The sequence below is a fragment of the Chryseobacterium sp. G0201 genome, assembly GCF_003815655.1.
Lineage (GTDB): Bacteria > Bacteroidota > Bacteroidia > Flavobacteriales > Weeksellaceae > Chryseobacterium.
Genome location: NZ_CP033917.1, coordinates 4,090,582 through 4,112,503, shown reverse-complemented (window position 1 = coordinate 4,112,503; position 21,922 = coordinate 4,090,582). Strand labels below are relative to the sequence as shown.

General features: G+C 34.0%; 20 protein-coding genes. 12 read left to right on the top strand and 8 right to left on the bottom strand.

The window, feature by feature from the left end; all coding sequences use genetic code 11:
- Positions 1-83 precede the first annotated feature (83 nt).
- Positions 84-281, top strand: a complete 198-nt coding sequence (locus tag EG348_RS18330; RefSeq protein ID WP_123984407.1) for a hypothetical protein — start codon at positions 84-86, stop codon at positions 279-281.
- A 400-nt stretch (positions 282-681) separates the two neighbouring features.
- On the opposite strand, the gene ccsA is transcribed toward EG348_RS18330, so the two are convergent.
- The 3 genes from ccsA to EG348_RS18310 all read right to left on the bottom strand — a co-directional run bounded on the left by ccsA (position 682) and on the right by EG348_RS18310 (position 5,462).
- Positions 682-3,948, bottom strand: coding sequence for a cytochrome c biogenesis protein CcsA (ccsA, locus tag EG348_RS18320; RefSeq protein ID WP_123984406.1), 3,267 nt, complete (start codon positions 3,946-3,948; stop codon positions 682-684).
- Between the two features lie 192 nt (positions 3,949-4,140).
- Positions 4,141-4,725 (bottom strand): Crp/Fnr family transcriptional regulator, encoded by a 585-nt coding sequence (locus tag EG348_RS18315; protein WP_123984405.1) that lies wholly within the window; start codon positions 4,723-4,725, stop codon positions 4,141-4,143.
- Positions 4,726-4,823: 98 nt separating this feature from the next.
- Entirely contained in the window at positions 4,824-5,462 is a 639-nt protein-coding gene (locus EG348_RS18310) for a cysteine hydrolase family protein (RefSeq protein WP_123984404.1), read from the bottom strand.
- A 258-nt stretch (positions 5,463-5,720) separates the two neighbouring features.
- Between EG348_RS18310 and EG348_RS18305 the strand changes: the two genes are divergently transcribed.
- From EG348_RS18305 to EG348_RS18290, 4 genes are all read left to right on the top strand, one after another.
- Positions 5,721-8,246, top strand: coding sequence for a DNA translocase FtsK (locus tag EG348_RS18305; RefSeq protein WP_123984403.1), 2,526 nt, complete (start codon positions 5,721-5,723; stop codon positions 8,244-8,246).
- Positions 8,247-8,310: 64 nt separating this feature from the next.
- The gene (locus EG348_RS18300) at positions 8,311-8,958 is read left to right on the top strand and encodes a LolA family protein (RefSeq protein ID WP_123984402.1); all 648 of its coding nucleotides are present in this window, start codon (positions 8,311-8,313) and stop codon (positions 8,956-8,958) included.
- Positions 8,959-9,114: 156 nt separating this feature from the next.
- Positions 9,115-10,569: an LptF/LptG family permease gene (locus tag EG348_RS18295; RefSeq protein WP_123984401.1), complete on the top strand. Its 1,455-nt coding sequence runs from the start codon at positions 9,115-9,117 to the stop codon at positions 10,567-10,569.
- A gap of 140 nt (positions 10,570-10,709) precedes the next feature.
- Positions 10,710-11,495 carry a hypothetical protein gene (locus EG348_RS18290; protein ID WP_123984400.1) on the top strand — a complete coding sequence of 262 codons (786 nt, stop codon included), beginning with the start codon at positions 10,710-10,712 and terminating at the stop codon, positions 11,493-11,495.
- 71 nt (positions 11,496-11,566) lie between these two features.
- Here the strand turns inward: EG348_RS18290 and frr are convergent, their stop codons facing one another.
- Positions 11,567-12,121, bottom strand: coding sequence for a ribosome recycling factor (gene frr / locus EG348_RS18285; RefSeq protein WP_123984399.1), 555 nt, complete (start codon positions 12,119-12,121; stop codon positions 11,567-11,569).
- Positions 12,122-12,219: 98 nt separating this feature from the next.
- Positions 12,220-12,927, bottom strand: coding sequence for a UMP kinase (pyrH, locus tag EG348_RS18280; RefSeq protein ID WP_066758571.1), 708 nt, complete (start codon positions 12,925-12,927; stop codon positions 12,220-12,222).
- Positions 12,928-13,095: 168 nt separating this feature from the next.
- Between pyrH and porQ the strand changes: the two genes are divergently transcribed.
- From porQ to EG348_RS18255, 5 genes are all read left to right on the top strand, one after another.
- Complete coding sequence (gene porQ / locus EG348_RS18275) at positions 13,096-14,085, top strand: type IX secretion system protein PorQ (protein ID WP_123984398.1); 990 nt, start codon at positions 13,096-13,098, stop codon at positions 14,083-14,085.
- 87 nt (positions 14,086-14,172) lie between these two features.
- Positions 14,173-14,847: a (d)CMP kinase gene (cmk, locus tag EG348_RS18270; RefSeq protein WP_123984397.1), complete on the top strand. Its 675-nt coding sequence runs from the start codon at positions 14,173-14,175 to the stop codon at positions 14,845-14,847.
- A gap of 94 nt (positions 14,848-14,941) precedes the next feature.
- Positions 14,942-15,292, top strand: a complete 351-nt coding sequence (locus EG348_RS18265; protein WP_123984396.1) for a YtxH domain-containing protein — start codon at positions 14,942-14,944, stop codon at positions 15,290-15,292.
- Between the two features lie 79 nt (positions 15,293-15,371).
- Positions 15,372-15,680 carry a phage holin family protein gene (locus tag EG348_RS18260; protein ID WP_123984395.1) on the top strand — a complete coding sequence of 103 codons (309 nt, stop codon included), beginning with the start codon at positions 15,372-15,374 and terminating at the stop codon, positions 15,678-15,680.
- A gap of 3 nt (positions 15,681-15,683) precedes the next feature.
- Complete coding sequence (locus tag EG348_RS18255; RefSeq protein WP_123984394.1) at positions 15,684-16,181, top strand: phosphoribosyl-ATP pyrophosphatase; 498 nt, start codon at positions 15,684-15,686, stop codon at positions 16,179-16,181.
- 71 nt (positions 16,182-16,252) lie between these two features.
- On the opposite strand, the gene EG348_RS18250 is transcribed toward EG348_RS18255, so the two are convergent.
- Positions 16,253-16,984 (bottom strand): TrmH family RNA methyltransferase, encoded by a 732-nt coding sequence (locus EG348_RS18250; RefSeq protein ID WP_123984393.1) that lies wholly within the window; start codon positions 16,982-16,984, stop codon positions 16,253-16,255.
- Here EG348_RS18250 and EG348_RS18245 point away from each other — a divergent pair.
- Positions 16,970-19,570: a BamA/TamA family outer membrane protein gene (locus tag EG348_RS18245; RefSeq protein ID WP_123984392.1), complete on the top strand. Its 2,601-nt coding sequence runs from the start codon at positions 16,970-16,972 to the stop codon at positions 19,568-19,570. The genes EG348_RS18250 and EG348_RS18245 overlap by 15 nt on opposite strands.
- On the opposite strand, the gene EG348_RS18240 is transcribed toward EG348_RS18245, so the two are convergent.
- Together EG348_RS18240 and EG348_RS18235 are read right to left on the bottom strand one after the other, a co-directional pair.
- A complete protein-coding gene (locus EG348_RS18240; RefSeq protein WP_123984391.1) occupies positions 19,567-20,184 on the bottom strand; it encodes a vancomycin high temperature exclusion protein in 618 nt (205 codons plus the stop codon). The two genes, EG348_RS18245 and EG348_RS18240, sit on opposite strands and share 4 nt — an antisense overlap.
- The gene (locus EG348_RS18235) at positions 20,181-21,305 is read right to left on the bottom strand and encodes a flavin reductase family protein (protein WP_123984390.1); all 1,125 of its coding nucleotides are present in this window, start codon (positions 21,303-21,305) and stop codon (positions 20,181-20,183) included. Before EG348_RS18235 ends, EG348_RS18240 begins: the two co-directional genes overlap by 4 nt.
- Before the next feature lie 32 nt (positions 21,306-21,337).
- Between EG348_RS18235 and EG348_RS18230 the strand changes: the two genes are divergently transcribed.
- Positions 21,338-21,901, top strand: a complete 564-nt coding sequence (locus tag EG348_RS18230; RefSeq protein ID WP_123984389.1) for a TlpA family protein disulfide reductase — start codon at positions 21,338-21,340, stop codon at positions 21,899-21,901.
- The last annotated feature ends 21 nt before the right edge of the window (positions 21,902-21,922 follow it).

Sequence of the window (21,922 nt, the reverse complement as noted above, 5' to 3'; positions counted from 1 at the left end):
AATTTTAATTTTTTAAAGACTTTTTTATTTGGACTAATTATAAACATGCTTATCTTTGTAGGGTAATCATTTGAATTTCAGAAATGGAAAATAATAAAACGATAAACGAGCCGGAAGAGCAGAAAAAAAACTCTAAATGGAAAAGTTTGGTGAAAAAATTCGGGATCGGCGGAATTATATTCTTTACCGTAAAAGGAATTATCACTTCTACCCTTATCTATTTTCTTGGAAAAAACTTCTGGAGCGTGATCAGCGGTTACTTTACAGGGATATTTGATTAATTAATTGATATATTGAATATAAAAAAGCAGAGAACTATTTCTCTGCTTTTCTTTTTTGTTGAAAGTGATTATTTCTATTCCTTTTTCTTTCGTCCCGATTCCACCAGTTTTTGATGTAGCAAATACTCAATCTGTCCGTTTACACTTCTGAATTCATCCCCTCCCCATTTTCCAGAAGTTTGTATGTAGACTCATCTATCCTTATGACGAACGATTTTTTGCTTTTGTTCTCTAATGCTTTTTTAACGCAAGGAGCTAAAGTTTTTTTAATTACTTTATGTTTTTAAGTTCGCAATGTAGCTTAATATTCTTAACTACTTAAGAAAAACTTAATGGTTATTATTCCAACAAAAAATCCCGAAAATTACTTTCCGGGATTTTTTTAATATGATTTTAAATTTTACTTTTTATTTAAAGCTTTAAACTTAACATAAGAAACTACAGATAAAATAATCATCGATGCAAGTCCGATGTATACCCAAGCCGGAACCGGAACAGGATCTCCTGCTGCGTAAGAGTGAAGTCCGCTTAAGTAATAATTTACTCCAAAATACGTCATTACCATTGAACAGAATGCAAACATTGTTGCTACATTGAATGCCCATTTGCTTCTTAATCCAGGAACTAATCTCATGTGTAAAACAAAAGCATATACCATGATGGAAATGAAAGCCCAAGTTTCTTTCGGGTCCCAGCTCCAGTATCTACCCCAAGATTCATTCGCCCAGATCCCTCCTAAGAAGTTACCTACTGTTAATGCAAATAAACCGATGGTAAGAGACATTTCAGATACGATCACTAATTCTTTTAATGTTGTATCGTGGTGAACTTTGTATGTTTCTTTACTAGAAATAATATAAAATACTAAATTGATTACCGCAATAATCATTGAAAGGGCAAAGAAACCATAACTTGAAACAATAATCGCAACGTGAACGATCAACCAGTATGATTTCAATACAGGCACCAATGGCGTAATCTGCGGGTCAAGAGCTGAACCTCCGTGAGCAAATCCCATCATAATTACTGCCACCATAAATCCTGCTGCAGGAATTAATGCATTTGAGTTTCTATATAAAGCTAAACCAGCCGAGATTCCAACCCAGGAAATAAAGATAATCGCTTCATAGCCGTTACTCCAAGGTGCGTGACCTGAAATATACCATCTTGCAACCAATCCTAAGAAGTGGAAAATATATCCGAATAAACCAATGACAATAATTACTTTAATGATTTTGTTTAAAAGCTTATTAGGCTTGAATAATTCAACAAAACCTAACATCAATAGCAATCCTCCAATTATTGTATAGAAAATTAATAATTTGAAGTTGATATTCACTTTATTCATGAATACCTCTAAATCAACTTTAGATTTTGAAGGAACAACCGCTTTCCCCCATTTTTGCTGATATTCTGAAAGCTTTGCCAATTCAGCATCTGCTTTGCTCCAGTCTCCTGATTTTTGAGCTGCCAATGCTTCTGCAAAATAAGGTCCCATTACTTGCTGAGATTCCATGTCCGGTTCGAATTTTTGGTCTAACCAAGAGTGCCAAGTGTGATTTGCATCATTTTTCACAGGAACAATTCTCATAAACTGACCGCTAAAGAATTCGTTGAAGATCTGAACTCTTTCGTTTACAGAAATTACTTCTTTATCATAATTCGTCTGGTCAGCCGGTTTTTTACGGAAAGCTCTATTGTAATCATCCTCTAAAATATATGTAAGATTTCCGTTGGCATCAGCAGGGAAAAGACTCATCAATGAAGTATATCCGTCTTCATTTGCCTTTGTCTTATTCTTCAATTCATCACCTCCTTTTGAGCCTACATAAATGATAGGAACCATTGTCCAGCTCGGAGTATCTGTATTAATTGACAAAAACCACTGGTTAGCCGTAAGCGACTTTCCGTCTGTTCCTCTGAATGCGTCTTTTTTGTATAATTTTCTTAAAATATCAAGCGCTTCTGTGTTGATAGGAACAATTCTACCTTCAAAATTCTGAACCAAAAGATACCCGAATTTATCAGCATGCTCTTCGCTTATTTTATTTCTTGCGATAATTTCATCAGCAGTAATCACTTTCATCTTTGTCAATGGAGCTGCCAAAGAGTTTTGCTGTGGTGCAGATTGCGTTTGAGCCATTTCCGGAGCCACCGCATGCGTATGACCGTCACCTTCTACGTGAACGTGTTCTCTGCTTCCGTCCGTCGTTCCGTGAGTTTCAATTTTTTGAGCATTTAAGCCTAAACTTAAGAACAATAGCACAACCATTGCTGCTCTTTTCTTGTTAACGTCTTTCAACATTTTATTTAATTTCCAGAAGTGAGTTCCTTTCCAGAAGAAAATAATAAACATTCCTGAAAATAATAGTGTGTATCCTATATAAGAGATCAAAGTTCCCCAGAAATCGTGGTTTACAGAAAGTACGGTACCCATTCTGTCCGGATCAAAACTTGATTGGAAGAAACGGTAACCTCCATGATTTAAAACGTGATTCATATAAATTTTATACGGAGTTTGTTTTCCTTCGTCAATAATCTTAATGTGACTTTCGTAAGCACTCGGAGATGAACTTCCGGGATATGTTTCCATTACGAAATCATCTAATTTAAGTGCAAAAGGAGTGTTATAAACTTTAGGACCGAAACCGACCATAATGTTTAAACCATCCATTGTTACTTGCTTGTAAGCATTTGGATTTCCTCTTTCTACAGAAAGCTCTACCAATTGTTTTGTTTTTGGACCTTGAAGTTCCACTGTTAAAACATCAGGAATATTAGCGTCTTTCTTTCTATCGCCTTCAATAGATAGTAATTTTCCTTTTTTAAGACCTTCCGGAACAACTAGTTTTAGCTCATTAATGCTATATAAACTTCTCAAAGCTAAAGGTTGGAATTCGTCTTTCGTTGTATTTCCCGTAGCCTGAGTTGCCATCGTCATATATGTAGCATCAACAGGAGTTTTAATGAATATTTTCCCTCCTTCGGATTTAAATTCTACTGCGCCTTCAATTGCTCTGTTGAATGTAACTAAAGTTCCATTAATAGACTTCGTTTCACCAGGTTTAATAAAGATATTTTGTCTTCCTGTTTTTCCTGTAGATACCAGATGTAGATATTCTGCACCGCTTGGATCAGCCAGTAAGCTGTCTTTTTTTCTTTGAACGTAATCTTTCGTTACAACTTTAATTTCCTTTCCATGGAAGTCGTAAGTCGCATTAAAATCTTTGTGCAAAGGAGACATAAGATAAGGAACATCTTGATAATTAAGAACATCACCTTTTTCTTCAATCTGAATTTTAAAGAAATTTTTGTCGGTTACAATTTCGTTTGAAGTTTCACCTTCTCTGATGTGCATTGTACCTTCAAAACTGATGTATCTGGTAATGGCACCCCCAACGAAAATAAACACGAATGCAAGGTGGAATACCATAACCGGCCATTTTTCTCTTTTCCAAAGTCTGTATCTTGCGATATTTCCGATGAAATTTAAAATAAGCAAAACCATGATCAGTTCGAACCATTTTGCTTCATAAATTAATGCTTTTGCTGTTGGAGTTCCGTAATCGTTTTCTAAAAACGTGGCATAGGCCATCGAAAATGCGAATACCAGTAACAACACAGCCATTGTTCTGGTTGAGATAAGAATATCTTGGAGCTTCTTCATGATTTATTTTACTTGACATGCAAAAATAAGGATGATAAACCACAAAGAGGATAAAAAAAGCTGTTTTTTGTCACTTTGAAGCGTATATTCGCTATTTTGAAACATTCTTAATAAGCAAAAATAAATTGAGGAAAATTCAAAACCAAATAGCCTGAAAATGTGAATATAAAAAAGCTATATCTATGATTGAGGTTATCTATTTCCTAATGTCGTTTTCTTTCTGATTTTACTTAAAAATTCATGAGAAATTCCCAGATAAGAAGCAACTTGCTGTTGGGTTATTTTTTGTTCCAGGCCAGGATATTTTTCCAGAAATTCAAGATAGCGTTTGTCTGCGGTTTTGTTCATCAAAGAAAGAATCCGTCTTTGTAACGCAACAGAAGAATTCTGATTCATAATACGAAATAGCTTTTCAACTTGTGGCATTGTTTCATATAACTTTTCTTTGTCTTTTTTCGAGATCATTAAAACTTCGCTTTCTTCCAAAGCTTCAATATTTAACGTACTTGGAACATTGTTGATCAAACTGTCAATATCTGTAATCCACCAATTTTCTACTGCAAAATATAACGTCTGTTCGAATCCGTCTTCTGTCAAAAAATACACTTTAAAACATCCATTCAGAACAAATCCTTCAAAAAGACAATAATCTCCTTCTCTCAATGCAGTTTCTTTCCTGTTGAATTTTTTAAGTTCAAATGGTTCTGAAAAACGTTGAAATTCTTCATCAGAAAGATCAATGTATCTGCTGATATTGTTTTTTAAGATCTGAAACATATAATTTGTGTATGAAACAAATTTATTGATTTTATATTAAACAAAATGAAGACACCAGATTTGGCATCTTCATTAAATAAAACTTATTTGATTTTTTACTACTTCAAAAATTCCTTTGTTGTTACAACTTTAGCGTATAAATTTCCTAAAGCTGTCATTCCTGCAAGATAAGATCTGTTGATATCGGAAGCCGTCACAGTTTTTCCGTACAATTCTCTGTCTCTTGTTGCTACAGCGTCTCCGATAACCGTGTTGCTGAATCCAAGATCCATTGCTGCTCTTACTGTCGCGTCTACACAAACATCCGTCATCATTCCTGTGATAACAAGATTTTTAATTCCTTTAGACTGCAGATAAGATAACAATTCTGTTTCTCTGAAGCTGTTTGGGTAATTCTTTGTAATAATTTTTTCACCTTCTTTCGGAGCAACTACCGAATTAATCTCAGCACCTGAAGTATTAGGTAAAAAGAATGTTGCGCCTTCCTGTGTAGCAATATGTTTGATATGAATAACCGGTAAATTTTTGGCTCTGAAATACTCTAAAACCTGTTTTGTATTTTTACCTGCCGCTTCGTATCCTATCAATTCCATATTTCCTCCTTTGAAATAGTCATTTTGAACATCAATGATTAATAATGCTGTATTTTCCATGTTTCTTTTTTTTTGAGCGTTAATTTTTATTAATGAAACGAAGACCAAACAGATGGTCATTGCGATTTTAAATAAATTTTTCATAATTTCTTTTGTTTAATTATTATGATGCAAATTTATAGAGCCTTCAATTCAAAAAAATTGAACTAGTTCAAAAAAGCATTTTATCTCAAATTTTTGTAAATAAAATTCATTTATCACACCAATAGTTTTAAAATTTATTGATATTTCCTTTTAAAAGTGAACTTTATTTTAAAAAAATTAACATAATTTACAGTTCTATTTTGATTAAAAAACATTCATTGGTATTGAAAAAACACTAAATTTGCCAACATTGATATTATGGACAAAAAGACACAAAAACAACAGCCGGAATCGCCTGACAAAGGCAGAACTTTATCCAAGCCACGTATATTTATAGGGCTTACTTTCATCCTTTTTTCTGTGGTGCTTGTTTTCTCGTTCATTTCTTATTTAATGAATTGGAAATCAGATCAAAGCCAGGCAGGAACAATGCTCGATAAGAGTATAAAATCTTCAAATATTTTTGGAAAACTGGGTGACTGGCTCGGTAATCTCTTCATTTTTGAAAGCATAGGAGTTGCCTCATTTATTATAGCATTCCTTGTTATGGTGACAGGAACGATGATCCTTAAAAAGAAGATGTTTAAGCCTTGGATGACCTTTGGTCACTCTTTATTTTTTATCTGCTGGCTTCCCGTTTTATTTGGAGCGATCACTAAAGGACAAGGAGTTTTAAGTGGAGTTTACGGTTACCAGATCATGGATTCTTTGAATGCCATCATTGGAAGTGTTGGTCTTTGGACTGTTTTAGTAGCCAGTATTGCACTGTATTTTATTTTAGAATTTAATCTTCGTCCAAGTTCTGTGAAAGCAAAATTGGATAAGATCAATGAAAATACGATCGGAAAGGTAAAATCTATGATGCCAAATTCTGAGGAAAACTTTGAAGCCGATGAAGAGTTGGAAGAAGAGATCTCGGAAACGCCATCTCATGTTTCTGTGACAGATACAACGCAGAAAATAAAAGTTGAAGAACCTGTAAGTGTTCCAAAAGGATTCCCTGAGGTTCCTGTTTCAACAAATTTAGAAACGATCACAACTCCAAATCACACTTCATTTGAAGAAGATAAAAATGATTTTTCACAATCATCTGTCAGTTTAAATCTTAATACAAAACCTGCTGTTCCGGTTTCAACTCCGGAAGATGCATTTGACATTAACCCTCCAAAACCTGTCGTTAAAGAAGATATTAAATTCAACGTAGAAGTTGCTCCGGTTATTGATATTTTGGATGAATCTGACAGAAAATCTAAAGATCTCGTTGATAAGCACGGACTTTATGATCATAAATTAGACTTGGCTAATTTCCAAATGCCGACAGTAGATCTGTTGAAAGACTATGGTAACGAGGAAATTTCTATTAATAAAGAAGAATTAGAAGAAAATAAAAATAAGATCGTTGGCCTTTTAAAGAATTTCAACGTTGGAATTTCTGAAATTAAAGCAACGATCGGACCAACCGTTACATTATACGAAATTGTACCGGAAGCAGGAATCAGAGTTTCTGCAATTAAAAAGTTACAAGATGACATTGCTTTGAATCTTTCAGCATTAGGAATCAGAATTATTGCACCAATGCCAGGAAAAGGAACGATCGGAATTGAAGTTCCAAGAAAAAATCCTACGATGGTTTCTATGCGTTCTGTAATCGGATCTCATAAATTCCAAAATACGGATATGGATCTTCCTGTTGTTTTCGGAAAGACTATTTCTAACGAAATTTTCATGGCCGACCTTTCAAAAATGCCTCACTTATTGATGGCGGGTGCTACTGGTCAGGGTAAATCGGTTGGGATCAATGCGATCCTTACTTCCCTACTCTACAAGAAACATCCGAGTGAATTGAAATTCGTAATGGTTGATCCTAAAAAAGTGGAACTTTCTTTATATTCAAAAATTGAGAGACATTATTTAGCAAAACTTCCGGATTCTGAAGATGCCATTATTACAGATACCAATAAAGTAATCAATACACTGAACTCTCTTTGTGTAGAGATGGATCAACGATATGATTTGCTTAAAAATGCTTTCTGTAAAAACTTAAAGGAATACAATAAAAAATTCACGGAAAGAAAATTAAACCCTGAAAACGGTCACCGTTATTTACCTTACATCGTTTTAGTTGTGGATGAGTTTGCAGATCTAATTATGACTGCCGGAAAAGAAGTTGAATTACCAATTGCAAGATTAGCACAGTTAGCAAGAGCAGTAGGAATCCATTTAATTGTTGCAACACAAAGACCTTCTGTAAACGTAATTACAGGTATGATTAAGGCTAACTTCCCTGCTAGAGCGGCGTTTAGAGTAATTTCAAGTGTGGATTCAAGAACGATTTTGGATTCTCCGGGAGCAGATCAGTTGATTGGTAAAGGTGATATGCTTTATTTTAACGGAAATGAAATTTTAAGACTTCAATGTGCTTTCATAGATACTCCGGAAGTGGAAAGGGTTGCAGAATTTATTGGTGAACAAAAAGGATATGCTTCTGCATTTATCCTTCCGGAATATGTTTCTGAGGAAGCTACAAGCAATGTCGGTGCTTTTGACCCGAATGAAAAAGATGCTTTGTTTGAAGATGCAGCTAGAATTATTGTTTCAACTCAACAGGGCTCTACATCAATGCTTCAGAGACAGTTGAAATTAGGGTACAACAGAGCAGGAAGAATCATGGATCAGTTGGAAGCAAGCGGTATTGTAGGAGGTTTCAATGGAGCAAAAGCTAGAGAAGTGATTATCAGTGATCTTCATTCTTTGGAACAGTTTTTGGAAGATTTACGTAGATAAAAGTAAATGTCATTTGACGACACCTTTTGAAGTTGGGAATGTTTAAGAGTATAAAATTAAAAAAATGAAAAACAGTATTTCAAAAATAATATTAGGAGGATTTGTAATAGGAGCAGTTGGATTTACCAGTGCACAAAAAATTGATGCTAAGGCTAAAAAAATATTAGACGACATCACAGCAAATTATAAGTCTAAAAAGAACACCTATTTTAAGTTTTCTTTCGGTAGTGGAGTAAACGGGGCGGTTGGAAAAACAGAGCCGGGAATTTATTATGCCGCAGGAGACAAATACAAATTGAAGATCATGGATACGGAACAAATCTTCGACGGAAGTAAAATTTACAACATCAATACAGAAGATATGGAGGTTACTGTTGCAAAACCAAACGCAAGCAGCACTATGTTCTCCCCTATCAACTATCTTTCTACCTACAGAAATGATTATAATGTAACGTATGATGGAAAGAAAAATGTAAACGGAGTAAATACAGATTTCATTAAATTAACTCCCGTAAAAGCAAACGGATTAAAATATGTCTACATTTTTGTAGATTCTGCTAAAAAACAAATGGTAAAACTAGAACAGCATGGAAATAACAAAGACGTTGCTGTAATAGCCATTAAAGAATATAAAGAAAATCAGGCTCTTGATGCCAATATGTTTGTATTTGATAAGAATAAATACAAAAATTACGTTATCACAGAACTATAAAAAAGCAAAATAGCGAAATCGGAGAACCGCATCAGAATCAATTATTCAAAAGCAAATTTGCTGTTTTACGATTTCGCGTTTTTACTTAATGATAAAAAAATAATAAAATATAGAGTCACAAAGAAAACTTTGTGGCTTTTTCATTAATTTTGGCGAATGTTAAAAATACTAGACCGATATATCATAAAAACCTTCTTTGGACCGTTTTTCTTTATATTCAGCGTATTGTTTTTCATATTTATTGTAAACATTATCTGGGTTCAGTTGGGGCAGTTTATGGGCAAAGGATTAAGCTATTGGCAGATTCTTAAATTGCTGTTCTACCTTGGGGTGAGTGTAATAAGTATGGTTTTACCGCTTACCATCCTTTTGGCGAGTATTATGTCTTTCGGTGAATTTGGGGAACGGTACGAGCTTGCTGCAATGAAGGCTGCCGGAATTTCTTTAACCAGAGTAATGATGCCTCTTTTGGGAGTTTCTACTGCGCTGGCAATTATGCTGTTTTTCTTTTCGAATAATATCATTCCGGATTTCCAGAGAAAGGCAAAGAATATGCTTTTTAATATTGCTCAGACAAAACCAGCACTGAACTTTACTCCCGGACAGTTTATCGATCAGCTTCCCGGTTACATGGTGAAGTTTGATAAAATTTACGGTGAAAACGGCGAAAATATTGAAGGCGTTTTCGTTCACAGAAAAGCGAGTACGTACGAAAATCAGCAATCGATTGTAGCACAAAAAGGGAAATTTGTTCCTGCTGCCAACAAGAATTATTTAAAATTAGTTCTTTACAACGGATATATTTTTGAAGATGATTTTGGAGGAAAAGGAGATAATGTAAGGTTAAAACAGCCCGACCAGGCAATTAAATTTGATACATTAACATCGCATTTTGATATTAGTGAAATCATTAATAAAGCTATCGAGGAAGAGCAGATTACAGATGATTACCGTTTCCAGACCTTCAATCAGCTTAATAAAACGATTGATAAAAGCAAGAAGGATAACGAAATATTCTTTATTTCAGCGAGTAATGATGCCCTAAACCAAGCCAATTCTGTCATAACATATATGGATCAGAATAAATCTAAAGCAGTTCCAAAAGCTCAGATTAAACTAGATACCGTAAAAAGTGACAAAAAACTGGATATGATCTATAACGCTCATAACAGATTGGATAATTTAAAAACAACTTTAGAAACAAAAAATAACGATATAAGCCCGAATGTAAAATACTTTAGTAAAGTGGTTATTTATCAGCAAAGAATTGTGACCTATTCATTCACATGTATTATATTCTTTCTTATCGGAGCGAGTTTGGGCTCAATCATCAGAAAAGGAGGAATGGGACTTCCTGTCATCATTGCGATTGTAATTTTCATTATATTTTACATTATAAATGTTGGGGTTGAAAACATTGCCTGGGCAGGAAAAATGAACCCTTATCTGGCGGCCTGGCTTCCGAATATCATTCTTTTCCCTTTTGGAGTTTGGATGACCTATAAGGCGCTTACCGATTCGCAATTGTTTGATGCTGAAAAATACAAGGCACTATTCAAACCTATTACAAAAAGGTTCTCGAAAAGTAAAGAGCATACGAGATATCAATAGTTTTAATTGAAAAATTAAAATATTTTAAATATAAAGATTCAGATTTTTCTGGATCTTTTTTTATGCGTTTGTTGATTTTTTTCGCCCAAATATTCATTTAAATATAAAAAATTATCTTTACGGAAATTAATTAAAATTGTATGAAGAAATTATTACTAATTGGCTTATTCGGGCTTTTCTCTCTGAATATTTATGCTCAGGAAGAAACTACCACTTATAATGGTGAAAAATACGGATACATCATTGATAAATCCGGAAAGAAAGTTGAAGGCGTTGTGCATTTAAATGGAGGTTATTCCAGTCCGTGGCAAAATCAGTTAAAAGTAAAATTTGCCGCTGTTGCCGACATTGATAAAGTGAAAAACAAGATCAAATTTAAAACTTATGATGCCGATGATATTAAAGAATATATGTTGTATGAGGGCGATACACCACGAGTTTTTCAATCAATAAAATATACCAATACTAGAGAAGCACTTAACAGTTCCGAAAGCTCAACAGGTTTAGGAGCAGGATTTAAAGCACTAAATAACCTTACAAGAACTTCACAGTTTGCAGAAGTTGTGACAGAAGGAAAGATCAGAGTTTATAAAATGTATGGTTATCCAACATCGATTTCAGCAAACAGTTCACAAGCGATCACGAGACAGGAAACGGAAAGGCTAATGAATAATCCTGATTATGTTTACTCAAAAAAAGGAGGAAAAGTTGAAGATTTTACGCCTGCAAAAGTAAAAATTGCCATTGCTGACTGCCCTTTCACAAAAGCTAAAGCCGCAAAAGGTGAATACGGATCTTTAAAAAATGAAGAAAAGCAAAGAAGTGGTCTTGGAAAATTCATCAGAGATGAAATCAAAAATGCAACAGTAGACAAATTATCTATCGTAAACGAAGTGATCTACGATTACAACGAAAACTGTAAATAATTCTAAATTTCACATAAACAAAAAGAGGCTCCAAAAATTTGGAACCTCTTTTTATTTTCAAAAACTGAAAATTATACTTTCATAATTTCAGCTTCTTTTACTTTAAGATGGTCGTCGCAAGCCTTTACGTGCTTGTCTGTAAGAGTCTGGATATCTTCTTCCACTCCTTTTATAACGTCCTCAGAAACACCTTCCAATCTTTTAAGTTCTTTCAAACCATTTTGTCTTGCGTTTCTTACAACGATTTTTGTATCTTCAGTTTCTGCTTTAGCCTGTTTTGCCAAATCTCTTCTTCTTTCCTCTGTTAAAGGCGGTACGTTAAGGATAATATTTTCCCCGTTGTTAGAAGGTGCAAAACCTAAGTTAGAGTTGATAATAGCTTTTTCTATCGCGCCAATTGCAGTTCTATCCCAAGGTTGAATAGAGATAGTCATAGCATCAGGAACAGAAACGTTTGCAACTTGGTTAATAGGAGTCGGAGCTCCGTAATATTCTACCATAACATCCTGAACCATAGATGTAGATGCACGTCCTGCTCTAATTCTTTGAAATGCATGATCCAAATGCTTAATAGCTGCCTCCATGTCTTGTTTTACAGTTTCTACTATAAGATCTAATTCTTCCATTATATATCTAAAATTTGAATAGTTACACATTTTTATGAATAATAAGTCATGGGTAATGAGTAATTTTTTAACCAAAAAACTCTAAACCTTAAACTTAATTACAAATTAACTAAAGTTCCAACATTTTCTCCTTCAACAATCTTCACCAAATTACCTTCTTTATTCATATCAAATACGATGATCGGTAATTTATTTTCGTGACTTAAAGTGAACGCAGTCATGTCCATTACTTTAAGATTTTTTTCAAAAACTTCATCGAAAGATAAAGAATTATATTTTACAGCATCTGCATTCGTTTCAGGATCGCTGTCGTAGATACCGTCTACTCTTGTTCCTTTTAAGATAACATCAGCTCCGATCTCGATTGCTCTCAGCGTTGCAGCTGTATCAGTTGTAAAATAAGGATTTCCTGTTCCCGCTCCAAAGATCACTACTCTACCTTTCTCAAGGTGTCTCACAGCGCGTCTTTTGATAAAAGGTTCAGCAACTTTATCCATTTCGATAGCAGATTGAAGTCTTGTTTTGATTCCTGCATCTTCCAAAGCACCTTGCAGAGCCATTCCGTTGATTACAGTAGCAAGCATTCCCATGTAATCTCCCTGTACTCTGTCCATTCCTTTCGCAGCACCGGCTACTCCACGGAAAATATTTCCTCCTCCAATTACAATGGCAATTTCACAACCTCTTTCCACTACTTTTTTTATCTCAACTGCGTATTCTTGTAGTCTTTCAGTATCAATACCATATTGTCTGTTCCCCATTAAGGCTTCACCACTAAGTTTTAGAAGGATTCTTTTATATTTCATCTTTAATTTTTAATAACTTTTTTAAGAAGGGATAGCTCCCTGAAATTTGATTTTGCAAATATAATCATTAAAAATATTGCATAAAGAAAAATATTTAATCAGAAATAATGTGAGAAATATTTTGATAAGTACGAAAAAGGATTATTTTTGCATTAATTATAAATTGAATTGAAGAAAATTGTCATTTTTTCATTATTTCTGTCAGGAATTGTTTCTTTTGCACAAACAGGAACAAATGTTTACCCATTCTTAAATATTCCTGTATCTGCCCGACAAGCGGCCTTGGGTGGAGATGCAATTACCATAAGAGATTATGATGTTTCCTTTGCTATTGCAAACCCAGCGTTACTGAATAAAGATTCTGATAAACAGCTCTCCGTGAACGGTGCTGCGTATCTAGCCGACTCAAAATACGGAACGATAGCTTTCGCCAAAGATTTTGAAAATGGTCACATGGCCACGATCAATGCAAGGTATATGAGTTATGGTGACATCCCGAGAACGGATGAAAGTGGTTTTGAGAACGGAAATTTTACAGCTTCAGACGTTGCTGTGGGAGCCGGATATGCGTATCAGTTTGAAGAAGACTGGACGATCGGTGGAGGAATCAACTTCATCACTTCAAAAATTGATACTTATACATCTTCTGCCATCGGAGGAAATTTCGGTGTTACTTATCACAATAAGAAACGTAAAGAAGTTGTTTCCGTAGTTGCTAGAAACTTTGGATATCAGTTCAAATCTTTCAACGGGACGAGAGAGAATCTTCCGTTCAGAGTAGATTTAGGGTATACTAAAATTTTGACAGCGATTCCTTTGGCGATTACCATTACTGCTCATGATCTGCAGCAATTTGACATTTCTTCCGACTATAATGTAAATGGTCAGGAGGTGAATGTTGGACGAAAAATTGCCGATCACTTCTCTATCGGAGCAGAACTATTCCCTGAAAAAGGTTTTAACATCAGATTGGGTTATAACGTTAAAAGAGGAAACGAATTGGCTGTTGCGGATCAAAGAAATTTTTCGGGAATTTCCGGAGGTTTTGGGATCAAAATTGCAAAATTCAGGATTGATTATGCTCACGTAAGATATCATAACTCTTCAAATGTTAACCAAATAGGAGTTTCTTTGGATCTTAGCGGACACAGATATTAATTTTCACCAATTAAGAAATCATTATTTTAATTAATAAAATTTCTTACTATTTCTTGGTTTTTTAGAAAAAAATTTGAAATTTGCGGTATGAAAAAACCTGTAATAGCTATCGATGGGTACTCGTCTACCGGAAAAAGTTCAATCTCCAAGGTCATTGCCGACAAATTAGGAATTGTTCATCTGGATACAGGTGCACTTTACAGAGGTATTACCTGGTTTGCACTTCAAAACTGTCTTAATGATAATGGGGCTATCAATTTGGAAGGATTATTCTCTTCTTTAGATGAAATTCAGCTTGAGTTTAAAAATAACGATGGAGAATTGGTTCTTTATCTTAATCATATTGATATTTCTAAACAAATCAGAAGCAATGAAGTTTCTGCAAATGTAAGCTTAATCGCAAAACAAAAAGAAGTAAGAGACTTTTTACTCCACTCCCAACGTTCTCTGGCAGAAAAAGGCGGGATTATTATGGACGGACGTGACATCGGGACAGTAGTTCTGCCAAATGCGGACTTCAAATTTTTCCTTACTGCCAGTATTGACGAAAGAACAAAAAGAAGATACAACGAACTTTTAAGCATGGGAATCGAAGCCGAAGAACAGCAGGTAAAGGAAAACCTCATTATTCGTGATAAGATAGACAGCGAGAGGGAAATCGCCCCATTGAAGCAGGCTGACGATGCCATTGTGATTGACAATACCAACCTCACGAAAAAAGAAACTATTGAAAGTATTCTTTCCTTTATTAAAAACTTTTAACAATTTTTAATAATTAACGCCGTGTTTTGGTACATTAATTGTAAGATTTAAAGCGTAAAAAACTAATGTTTATTAACTATTAAAAAAACGAAAAATGTCTAGAAAAGGAAACAATTCAGCAGGTATATTAGCGGGGCTTCTTGCAGGTGCTGCAGCAGGTGTAATTTTAGGAATGCTTTATGCTCCGGAAGAGGGAAAAGAAACTAGAAAAAAAATTAAAACTAAAGCTAGCGATCTTAAAGATCAGGCTAAAGAAAAGTATGGAGAAGTTTCTGAAAAAGTGAAAGACCAGTATGGTAACATTTCATCGACTTTTAAAGAAACAGCTAATAATGTAGCTCATACAATGAAAGATGGTTACGATAAATACAAAGATCAAATCGTTTCTAAAACTACAGATGTAGTAAAAAATGTAGAGGCAGAATTGAACGATCTTAAGAAATAAATAATTTATTTTTTAAGTAAATTATGAGAAGGAACTTTAGTGCACAAAGTTCCTTTTTTTGTAACTTTAAAAAAAAACAATGATAGAAACTATAAAAGAATACGCATCTAAGAGAATAGATCTTCTAAAGATTGAAGCTACAGAAAAGTCTTCTCTTTCTGCCGGTATCATTGCCTATCTTACCATATTACTTACTGCTTTTGCTTTTTTTATCATCCTTTTTAACTTTGGGATGGCATTTCTTATAGGCAAAGCTTTAGATAATACTTCTTATGGATTTTTAATTGTTGCTGCCTTTTACTTTGTAGTTATGATTCTTGTTGTTCTCTTTAAAACCAAAATCGTAAATTCGGTAGCAGATCAGGTAATTAAATTTTTAAATCATTAAACTATGGGCAGAAACTACGACAGCTTAAAAGAATTAAGAATCAAGAAAAATTTATTGAAAGGTGAAATCAATGATTTGGAAAATCTTTTGACTTTTAAAAATACAAAAGAAAGTTTAAGCGCATTTACCAATGGTTTAACAGATCAATATCTGCAGGAAAAGGTAGATGAAGACGGTGATGAAAAAATTGTTCTCAGAAAAGATGTTATTGCGAAACAATTGACCTCCGAGGTTAAAGATATGTTTGTCAATAGAAATACTGCCATGGGAATTGCAAGTTCTGCACTAAAAGGAAATGCAATGGATAGTCTTATAAAACTGGGAATCACTGCTTTGGTAGGGAATTATGCAAAGAAAAATATGAGCAGTTCTAATTGGAAGAAGAAACTTCTGGGCGCAGCATTGATTTACATCGCTCCTATCGCCTTGAAATTTTTTCGAAAAAAATTAGAAAGCTATCAGAAAAATAAAAGTGTTTCAAGTTTGGAACAGCTTATATAATGTTATAGTGTTTTAGAGTCGTAGAATTTTAGGGTTTGCAATAACTCAACCTCTCCCATTCTAAAACACTATTACTCTCCTACTCTAAAGAGTTGTCCTAAAATAATCCCTGCAGCCATAGAAACATTCAGACTTTCTGTTGACTGTGATTTTCCGAACCTTGGGATACTGATGCTTTTTTGAAGTAATTTTTCTGTTTCGGGGCGCATTCCATTGCCTTCGTTTCCTAAAATAAGATTCATTTTTTCAGGTTTTTCGAAAGTATAGATATTTTCGCCTTCCATATCAGTTCCGATATTTATATTTTTTGTGGATGAAAGATATTCAACCAAATCAGTATAAACCATATTTACCCTTGTAAAAGAGCCCATAGTCGACATAATAACCTTTGGATTATAAACATCCACAGTATCTTCACTACAGATAATCTGCTGTATTCCGAACCAGTCTGCCAATCGAATGATCGTACCCAAATTTCCGGGATCCTGAATCCCATCCAAAACAAGCTGAAAATTTTTATCCTCAAATATTTCTTCTTTTTTTAGATAGCAAACGGCCACAGAATCTTTTGGATTTTTTAGGAAACTAATTTTTTTCAACTCATTTTCAGACACATGAGTGATGGGAACATCCGTACGTTCCAATTTTTGCGGATCGGTTGAAAATATTTCTTTAATTTTAAAATTAGAATTGGGAAGTTCGCAAATGATTTTATTACCTTCAACCAAAAACAAATTGTATTTTTGTCTGAACTTCTTTTTATCTAAAGACTGTAAAATTTTTATTGTATGAGCTGTAAGCATTATAAGAATTCTCCTCAAAAATATTATAAAATTATATCATTTGCAACATTTGTTGGCCTTCTTTATGCTTGTAGTACAACAAAGAAAGTTCCGGATGGTGAATATCTGCTTACACAAAACAATTTTGAGTTTGAAGATAAGAAAGAACTTTTTGACGGTGAACTGAAAAATTACGTTCAGCAAAAACCAAATAAAAAGCAGTTTCTTTTTATGCCTTTAAGTTTATGGCTGTACAATGCTGCTAATCCTAAGTACGATACGATTCTTAACGAGTACATGACCTACCCAAATGAAATGAGAGATCAAAAATTACGTGATTCTCTTTTTATTAAGTATAATATGAAAAGTAGCGTCGGGAAAAGTCTTTTAATAGACAGATTGTATCATAACTGGGGATCACCGCCTATAATTTTAGACCAGACAAAAACTGAAAAAAGTGCGCAATCTATTGAAAAAAGATTGACGTATCGTGGTTATTGGGATGCAGAAGTAAAGTTTAAACATGCTTTAGATTCAGCTTCTAAAAAAGCAGCCGTAACCTATTTTATTACACATAAAGAACCTTCTCTTATCAAAGAATATTATTATAATATTCCGGATCCGAAAGTTAAAAATATTTATCAGCAAAAAATCCATGAAACTCTTATAAGATCAGGTAAAATCCTTGATCAAACTGTTCTTGAAAAAGAGGTTACAAGAATTAATGATATTATGAGAGAATATGGTTATTATAAGTTTAATAACCTTAATGATGAAGTGTATTTTGTTGCCGATTCTTTAAAGAGCAGAAAACAGATTCCTCTTACTTTAGAAATTCATAAAGATTCTATTGATACACCTTATAAGGTCGCTACAATAGGAAATATAGACGTTGCTATAGTTGATGAGGCTGGTGATTATCTTAAAAATACAAAGAAAGACAGCTTAAGAGGTATCAGATTTCATAAAGTTAATGATGAATACAAAACCCGCTCGATCTGGAGATCGATAATTGTTGGAAGCAAACAGGTTTATGATCAAAAAAAATTAGATCTTACTAAGAGAAATCTTTTATCGATGAACAATTTCAGCATCATAAAAGCAAAAGACTCTTTAAGACGTGGCGGCGGAACATCTCCCAACGACAGTATTGTTGATGTAATATATTTACTGAAACCGCTTCCAAAATATGAATTGAAATTAGGAACTGATATTAATTATTCTCAGTTATTGAACTTAGGAGTTTCTCCTTCAGTAGATTTAACAACAAGAAATGTTTTCAACGGTGCAGAAAATCTTTCAACAAGTCTTTCCGGAACTTTTGGTTCGATTAGAAGTACGAAAGATATCAGCAAACGTGTTTTGGCGTATGAAATTTCGGCACAGGCATCATTAAATTTCCCGAGGCTGTTGCTTCCTTTTGATTATTATAAATTTCTTCCTAAAAGATATAGCCCGACCTCTTCTATTGTCTTAGGAGCTGCGGTTCAGAATAATATTGGTTTGGGTAGAGTTAACTTTAATACCGGTTTAAATTATTTTGCGACAGTAAACGACAAAGTTTCTCACAGACTTACGCTTTTCAATACACAACTGAGTTTAACAAAGAATAAAGATGCTTATTATGATTATTTTGTAAATGACGGTATAATAAGAGATGAAGTTTTTAATAATTATTTTCAGTCTAGGCCTATGGTCGGACAGGAATATGCTTCAGGACAACTTACAAGTGATGAGGTTTCAGAGAAGATATTGAAGGATCAAGAATACCGTGGAACATTAGATCAGGCAGGAGCCGACCGTTTAATCGCATTTACAGGAACACTAATAAATAAAGACAGACAGACGCAGGATGTTATTATTTCTTCAATGATTTATAATTTCGTTTATAATGAAATTGGTAAAAAAGATTATCCCAATGCGTTTTATTTTAATGGAAAAGTAGAGTTTGCAGGTAATATTTTAAGTATATTCAATCAGAAAAGAAATGATGGAGGTATTGTAACAAGTCCTGAGAGAACCATTTTCGGGATTCCTTACGCTCAATTTGTCAAATTTGATTTTGATGTAAGAAAATATTTCAAATTCAGCAACAACCAAACTTTGGTATTGCGACAGTTCATAGGTCTGGGTATTCCTTATGGGAACTCCTCTTCAATGCCTGTGATCAGGTCTTACTTCAATGGTGGTTCCAACGATATCAGAGCTTGGGTTGCTTACGGAGGTCTTGGACCATCTGATTCTCAGGTTGATGAAAGAGTTCGTACTTACATGACAGACAATGTAAAACTAACTACAAATATCGAATACAGAATCCCTTTTAATGAAATGTATGAAGGTGCCATTTTTACGGATATCGGTAATACATGGAGCCTTCGTAACCAAAATGACGGTTATGGAGATGAATTTAAATTCAATAAATTCTTAGGGCAAATGGGTGTTGGTAGTGGTTTCGGGTTAAGGGTAAATGTGGCTTATATTACGCTTAGACTAGATTTTGCCTATAAAATTTATGATCCCAATAAACCTGATGGTGATAGATGGAGAATTAAAGATTTCCAGCCATTCAAACCAACACTGAATATTGCATTCGGATATCCTTTCTAATCAGGAGAAATTCCCAAAACAAAATAAACTACAGCAATCACTCTGGCCAGAATCTCTCTGGCCTGATTTCTGTAAAAACTTTCAGGCTTGTTGACATCCTGAGCATCAAAACCTAAAGCATTCATATTATTATTTCTTGCAAAAAACAGAGCACGAAGATTATGGAAACCCTGTGAAACGATGATCACATTATCTTTTTTATAAATATCTTTACAGCGCAAAATACTTTTATACGTATTAAAACCTTTTGGATCTTCTGTAATAATATCTTCCGGAACACCTTCCTGATAAACAAGATACTTTTTCATAGCAGCGGGCTCGTTATAGCCTTTACTTTTTTCCCCGCTCACAATGATTTGTTTAATTTTCCCATGATGGTAAAGTAAAGCTGTGGCATCCATTCTTTTTGTAAAATACGGATTAGACATTCCCGATCTCATTTTGGGCGATGTTCCTAAAACCAGAGCAATTTCACGGGGCGGGATTTTTGAGATCTTGGTGTATGTTCTACCACCTGTAAGTGCGAAAACCCATGCATTGGCGAGACATATCAGCAGAATTCCAATTTCTATTGATATAAAGGTAAGGTTAAATATGTTTTTTACGATTCTCAAATGAAATCAAAGTTAAGCTTTATTTTCTTAGTTTTTGCAATAGACATACAGGCTAAAATTTTTCCTTGTGCTTCTTCTTTTTCCGTTAAATATTCATTTTCCAACAGCTCAACTTCTCCTTCCTCAAGGTAGCATTCGCAACTTCCGCAGATTCCTGATTTACAAGAATAAGGAACAGAAAATTTCTGAATCAATAACTGTTGAAGAATTTTATCCTTATTGTCTGGTAATTCTGCATGATATTCTTTTCCGAACATCTTAAAATCGACTTCCACATTTTCAATTAAAGGAAATTGTTTTTCAATAGGATAAATATCGTCATTAAATTCTTCAAAAAGCTCAAAGTGAATATTTTTCTTAGGAATCCCATGGTGATAGCAGGCATTAGCCAGCGTTTTAATCATTTGTCCTTTTCCGCAGATCAAAACTTCATCTACGGCGTCCCAAATCGTAGATTCTTCATCTGTATCATCTAAATGTAGGATTTGATTAATAATTAAGTTCAATTTCTTTGCATCAAGTCTTCCATAAAAGAACTGATCGGCAGTTTTCTCCTGAGAAAAAAAATAGAAAATCTGTAATCTGTCGCCACAGGTTCTTGCAAGATTATCTAATAAATCTCGGTAAACCAATTCCTCAGAATTTTTATTTCCAAAAAATAAAAATAATCTGGTTCTTGGTTCAGTATGAAGAATGTTTTTAAAATGACTTAAAATTGGAGTAATACCAATTCCAGCTGCAAAAGCAACAATTGTCCTGAATTCATGAGGCTTCGAAATCAATGTAAATCTTCCGCTTGGTTCGCTGACAAGCAATTGATCTCCTACAGTATAAGTTTTAAATAATTGCGCAGTTGCTCCTTCCGGAGACGTAATTTTTATTCCTAAACTTATTTTTTTCTCATAGGGAGCAGATGTCATTGAATAATCATTAATAACTTCTTTATCATGAGATTGAAATTTTATACTTACAAACTGCCCTGCCTCAAATTTGAAATTTTCATGCAAACTCTCAGGAATCTCGAATTCCAGAGAAAAAGTATTTTTGGTAAGTTCTTCCTTTTTCGCTATTTTTAACCAATGAAACTGTGTAAGTTTCCCTTTATAGATTTGTTGTTCCATACTTCAATTCAAAAATAGCTAAAAAATAATTTATGAGGAAGATAATTTTATCCACGATTGTTCTAGTTGCACTTTCTAGTTGTAAAAAAGAGAGCCAGAAAACCGATGATAATGCTGCTACTACAGATACTGTTGCCGTTTCAGAAAATACAGAACCAGCTTCTTCTGCAGTATCTTTAAAAGAATTGACTACCCAGCAAGCATCTGACTTTTTGAAAACTAAAAATGATACTTTATATGTAACCAATTTCTTTGCAACGTGGTGCGGACCTTGTGTAAGAGAAATCCCGCATTTTAAAGAAAAAATAACAGAATTAAAGGGTAAGCCTGTAAAAATAACCTTTGTAAGCGTTGATAATAAAGATGTTTGGAATACAGACGTTCCTCGTTTTGTAGACGAACAGGGAATTCGTGAAAATACACTATTACTTGACGGAAAACTTCTTGACGCTAACTTCTTCAAAAGTAACTTTACAAAATGGGACGGCGGTGCAATTCCTTTTACTTTTATGAGAAAAGGCGACAAGACCGATGAATATTTAGGAATGATAACTCCTGAGTTATTAAATTCTAAAATAGAATCTTTTCTAAAATAAATCTTACAGAATTTTTTCTGA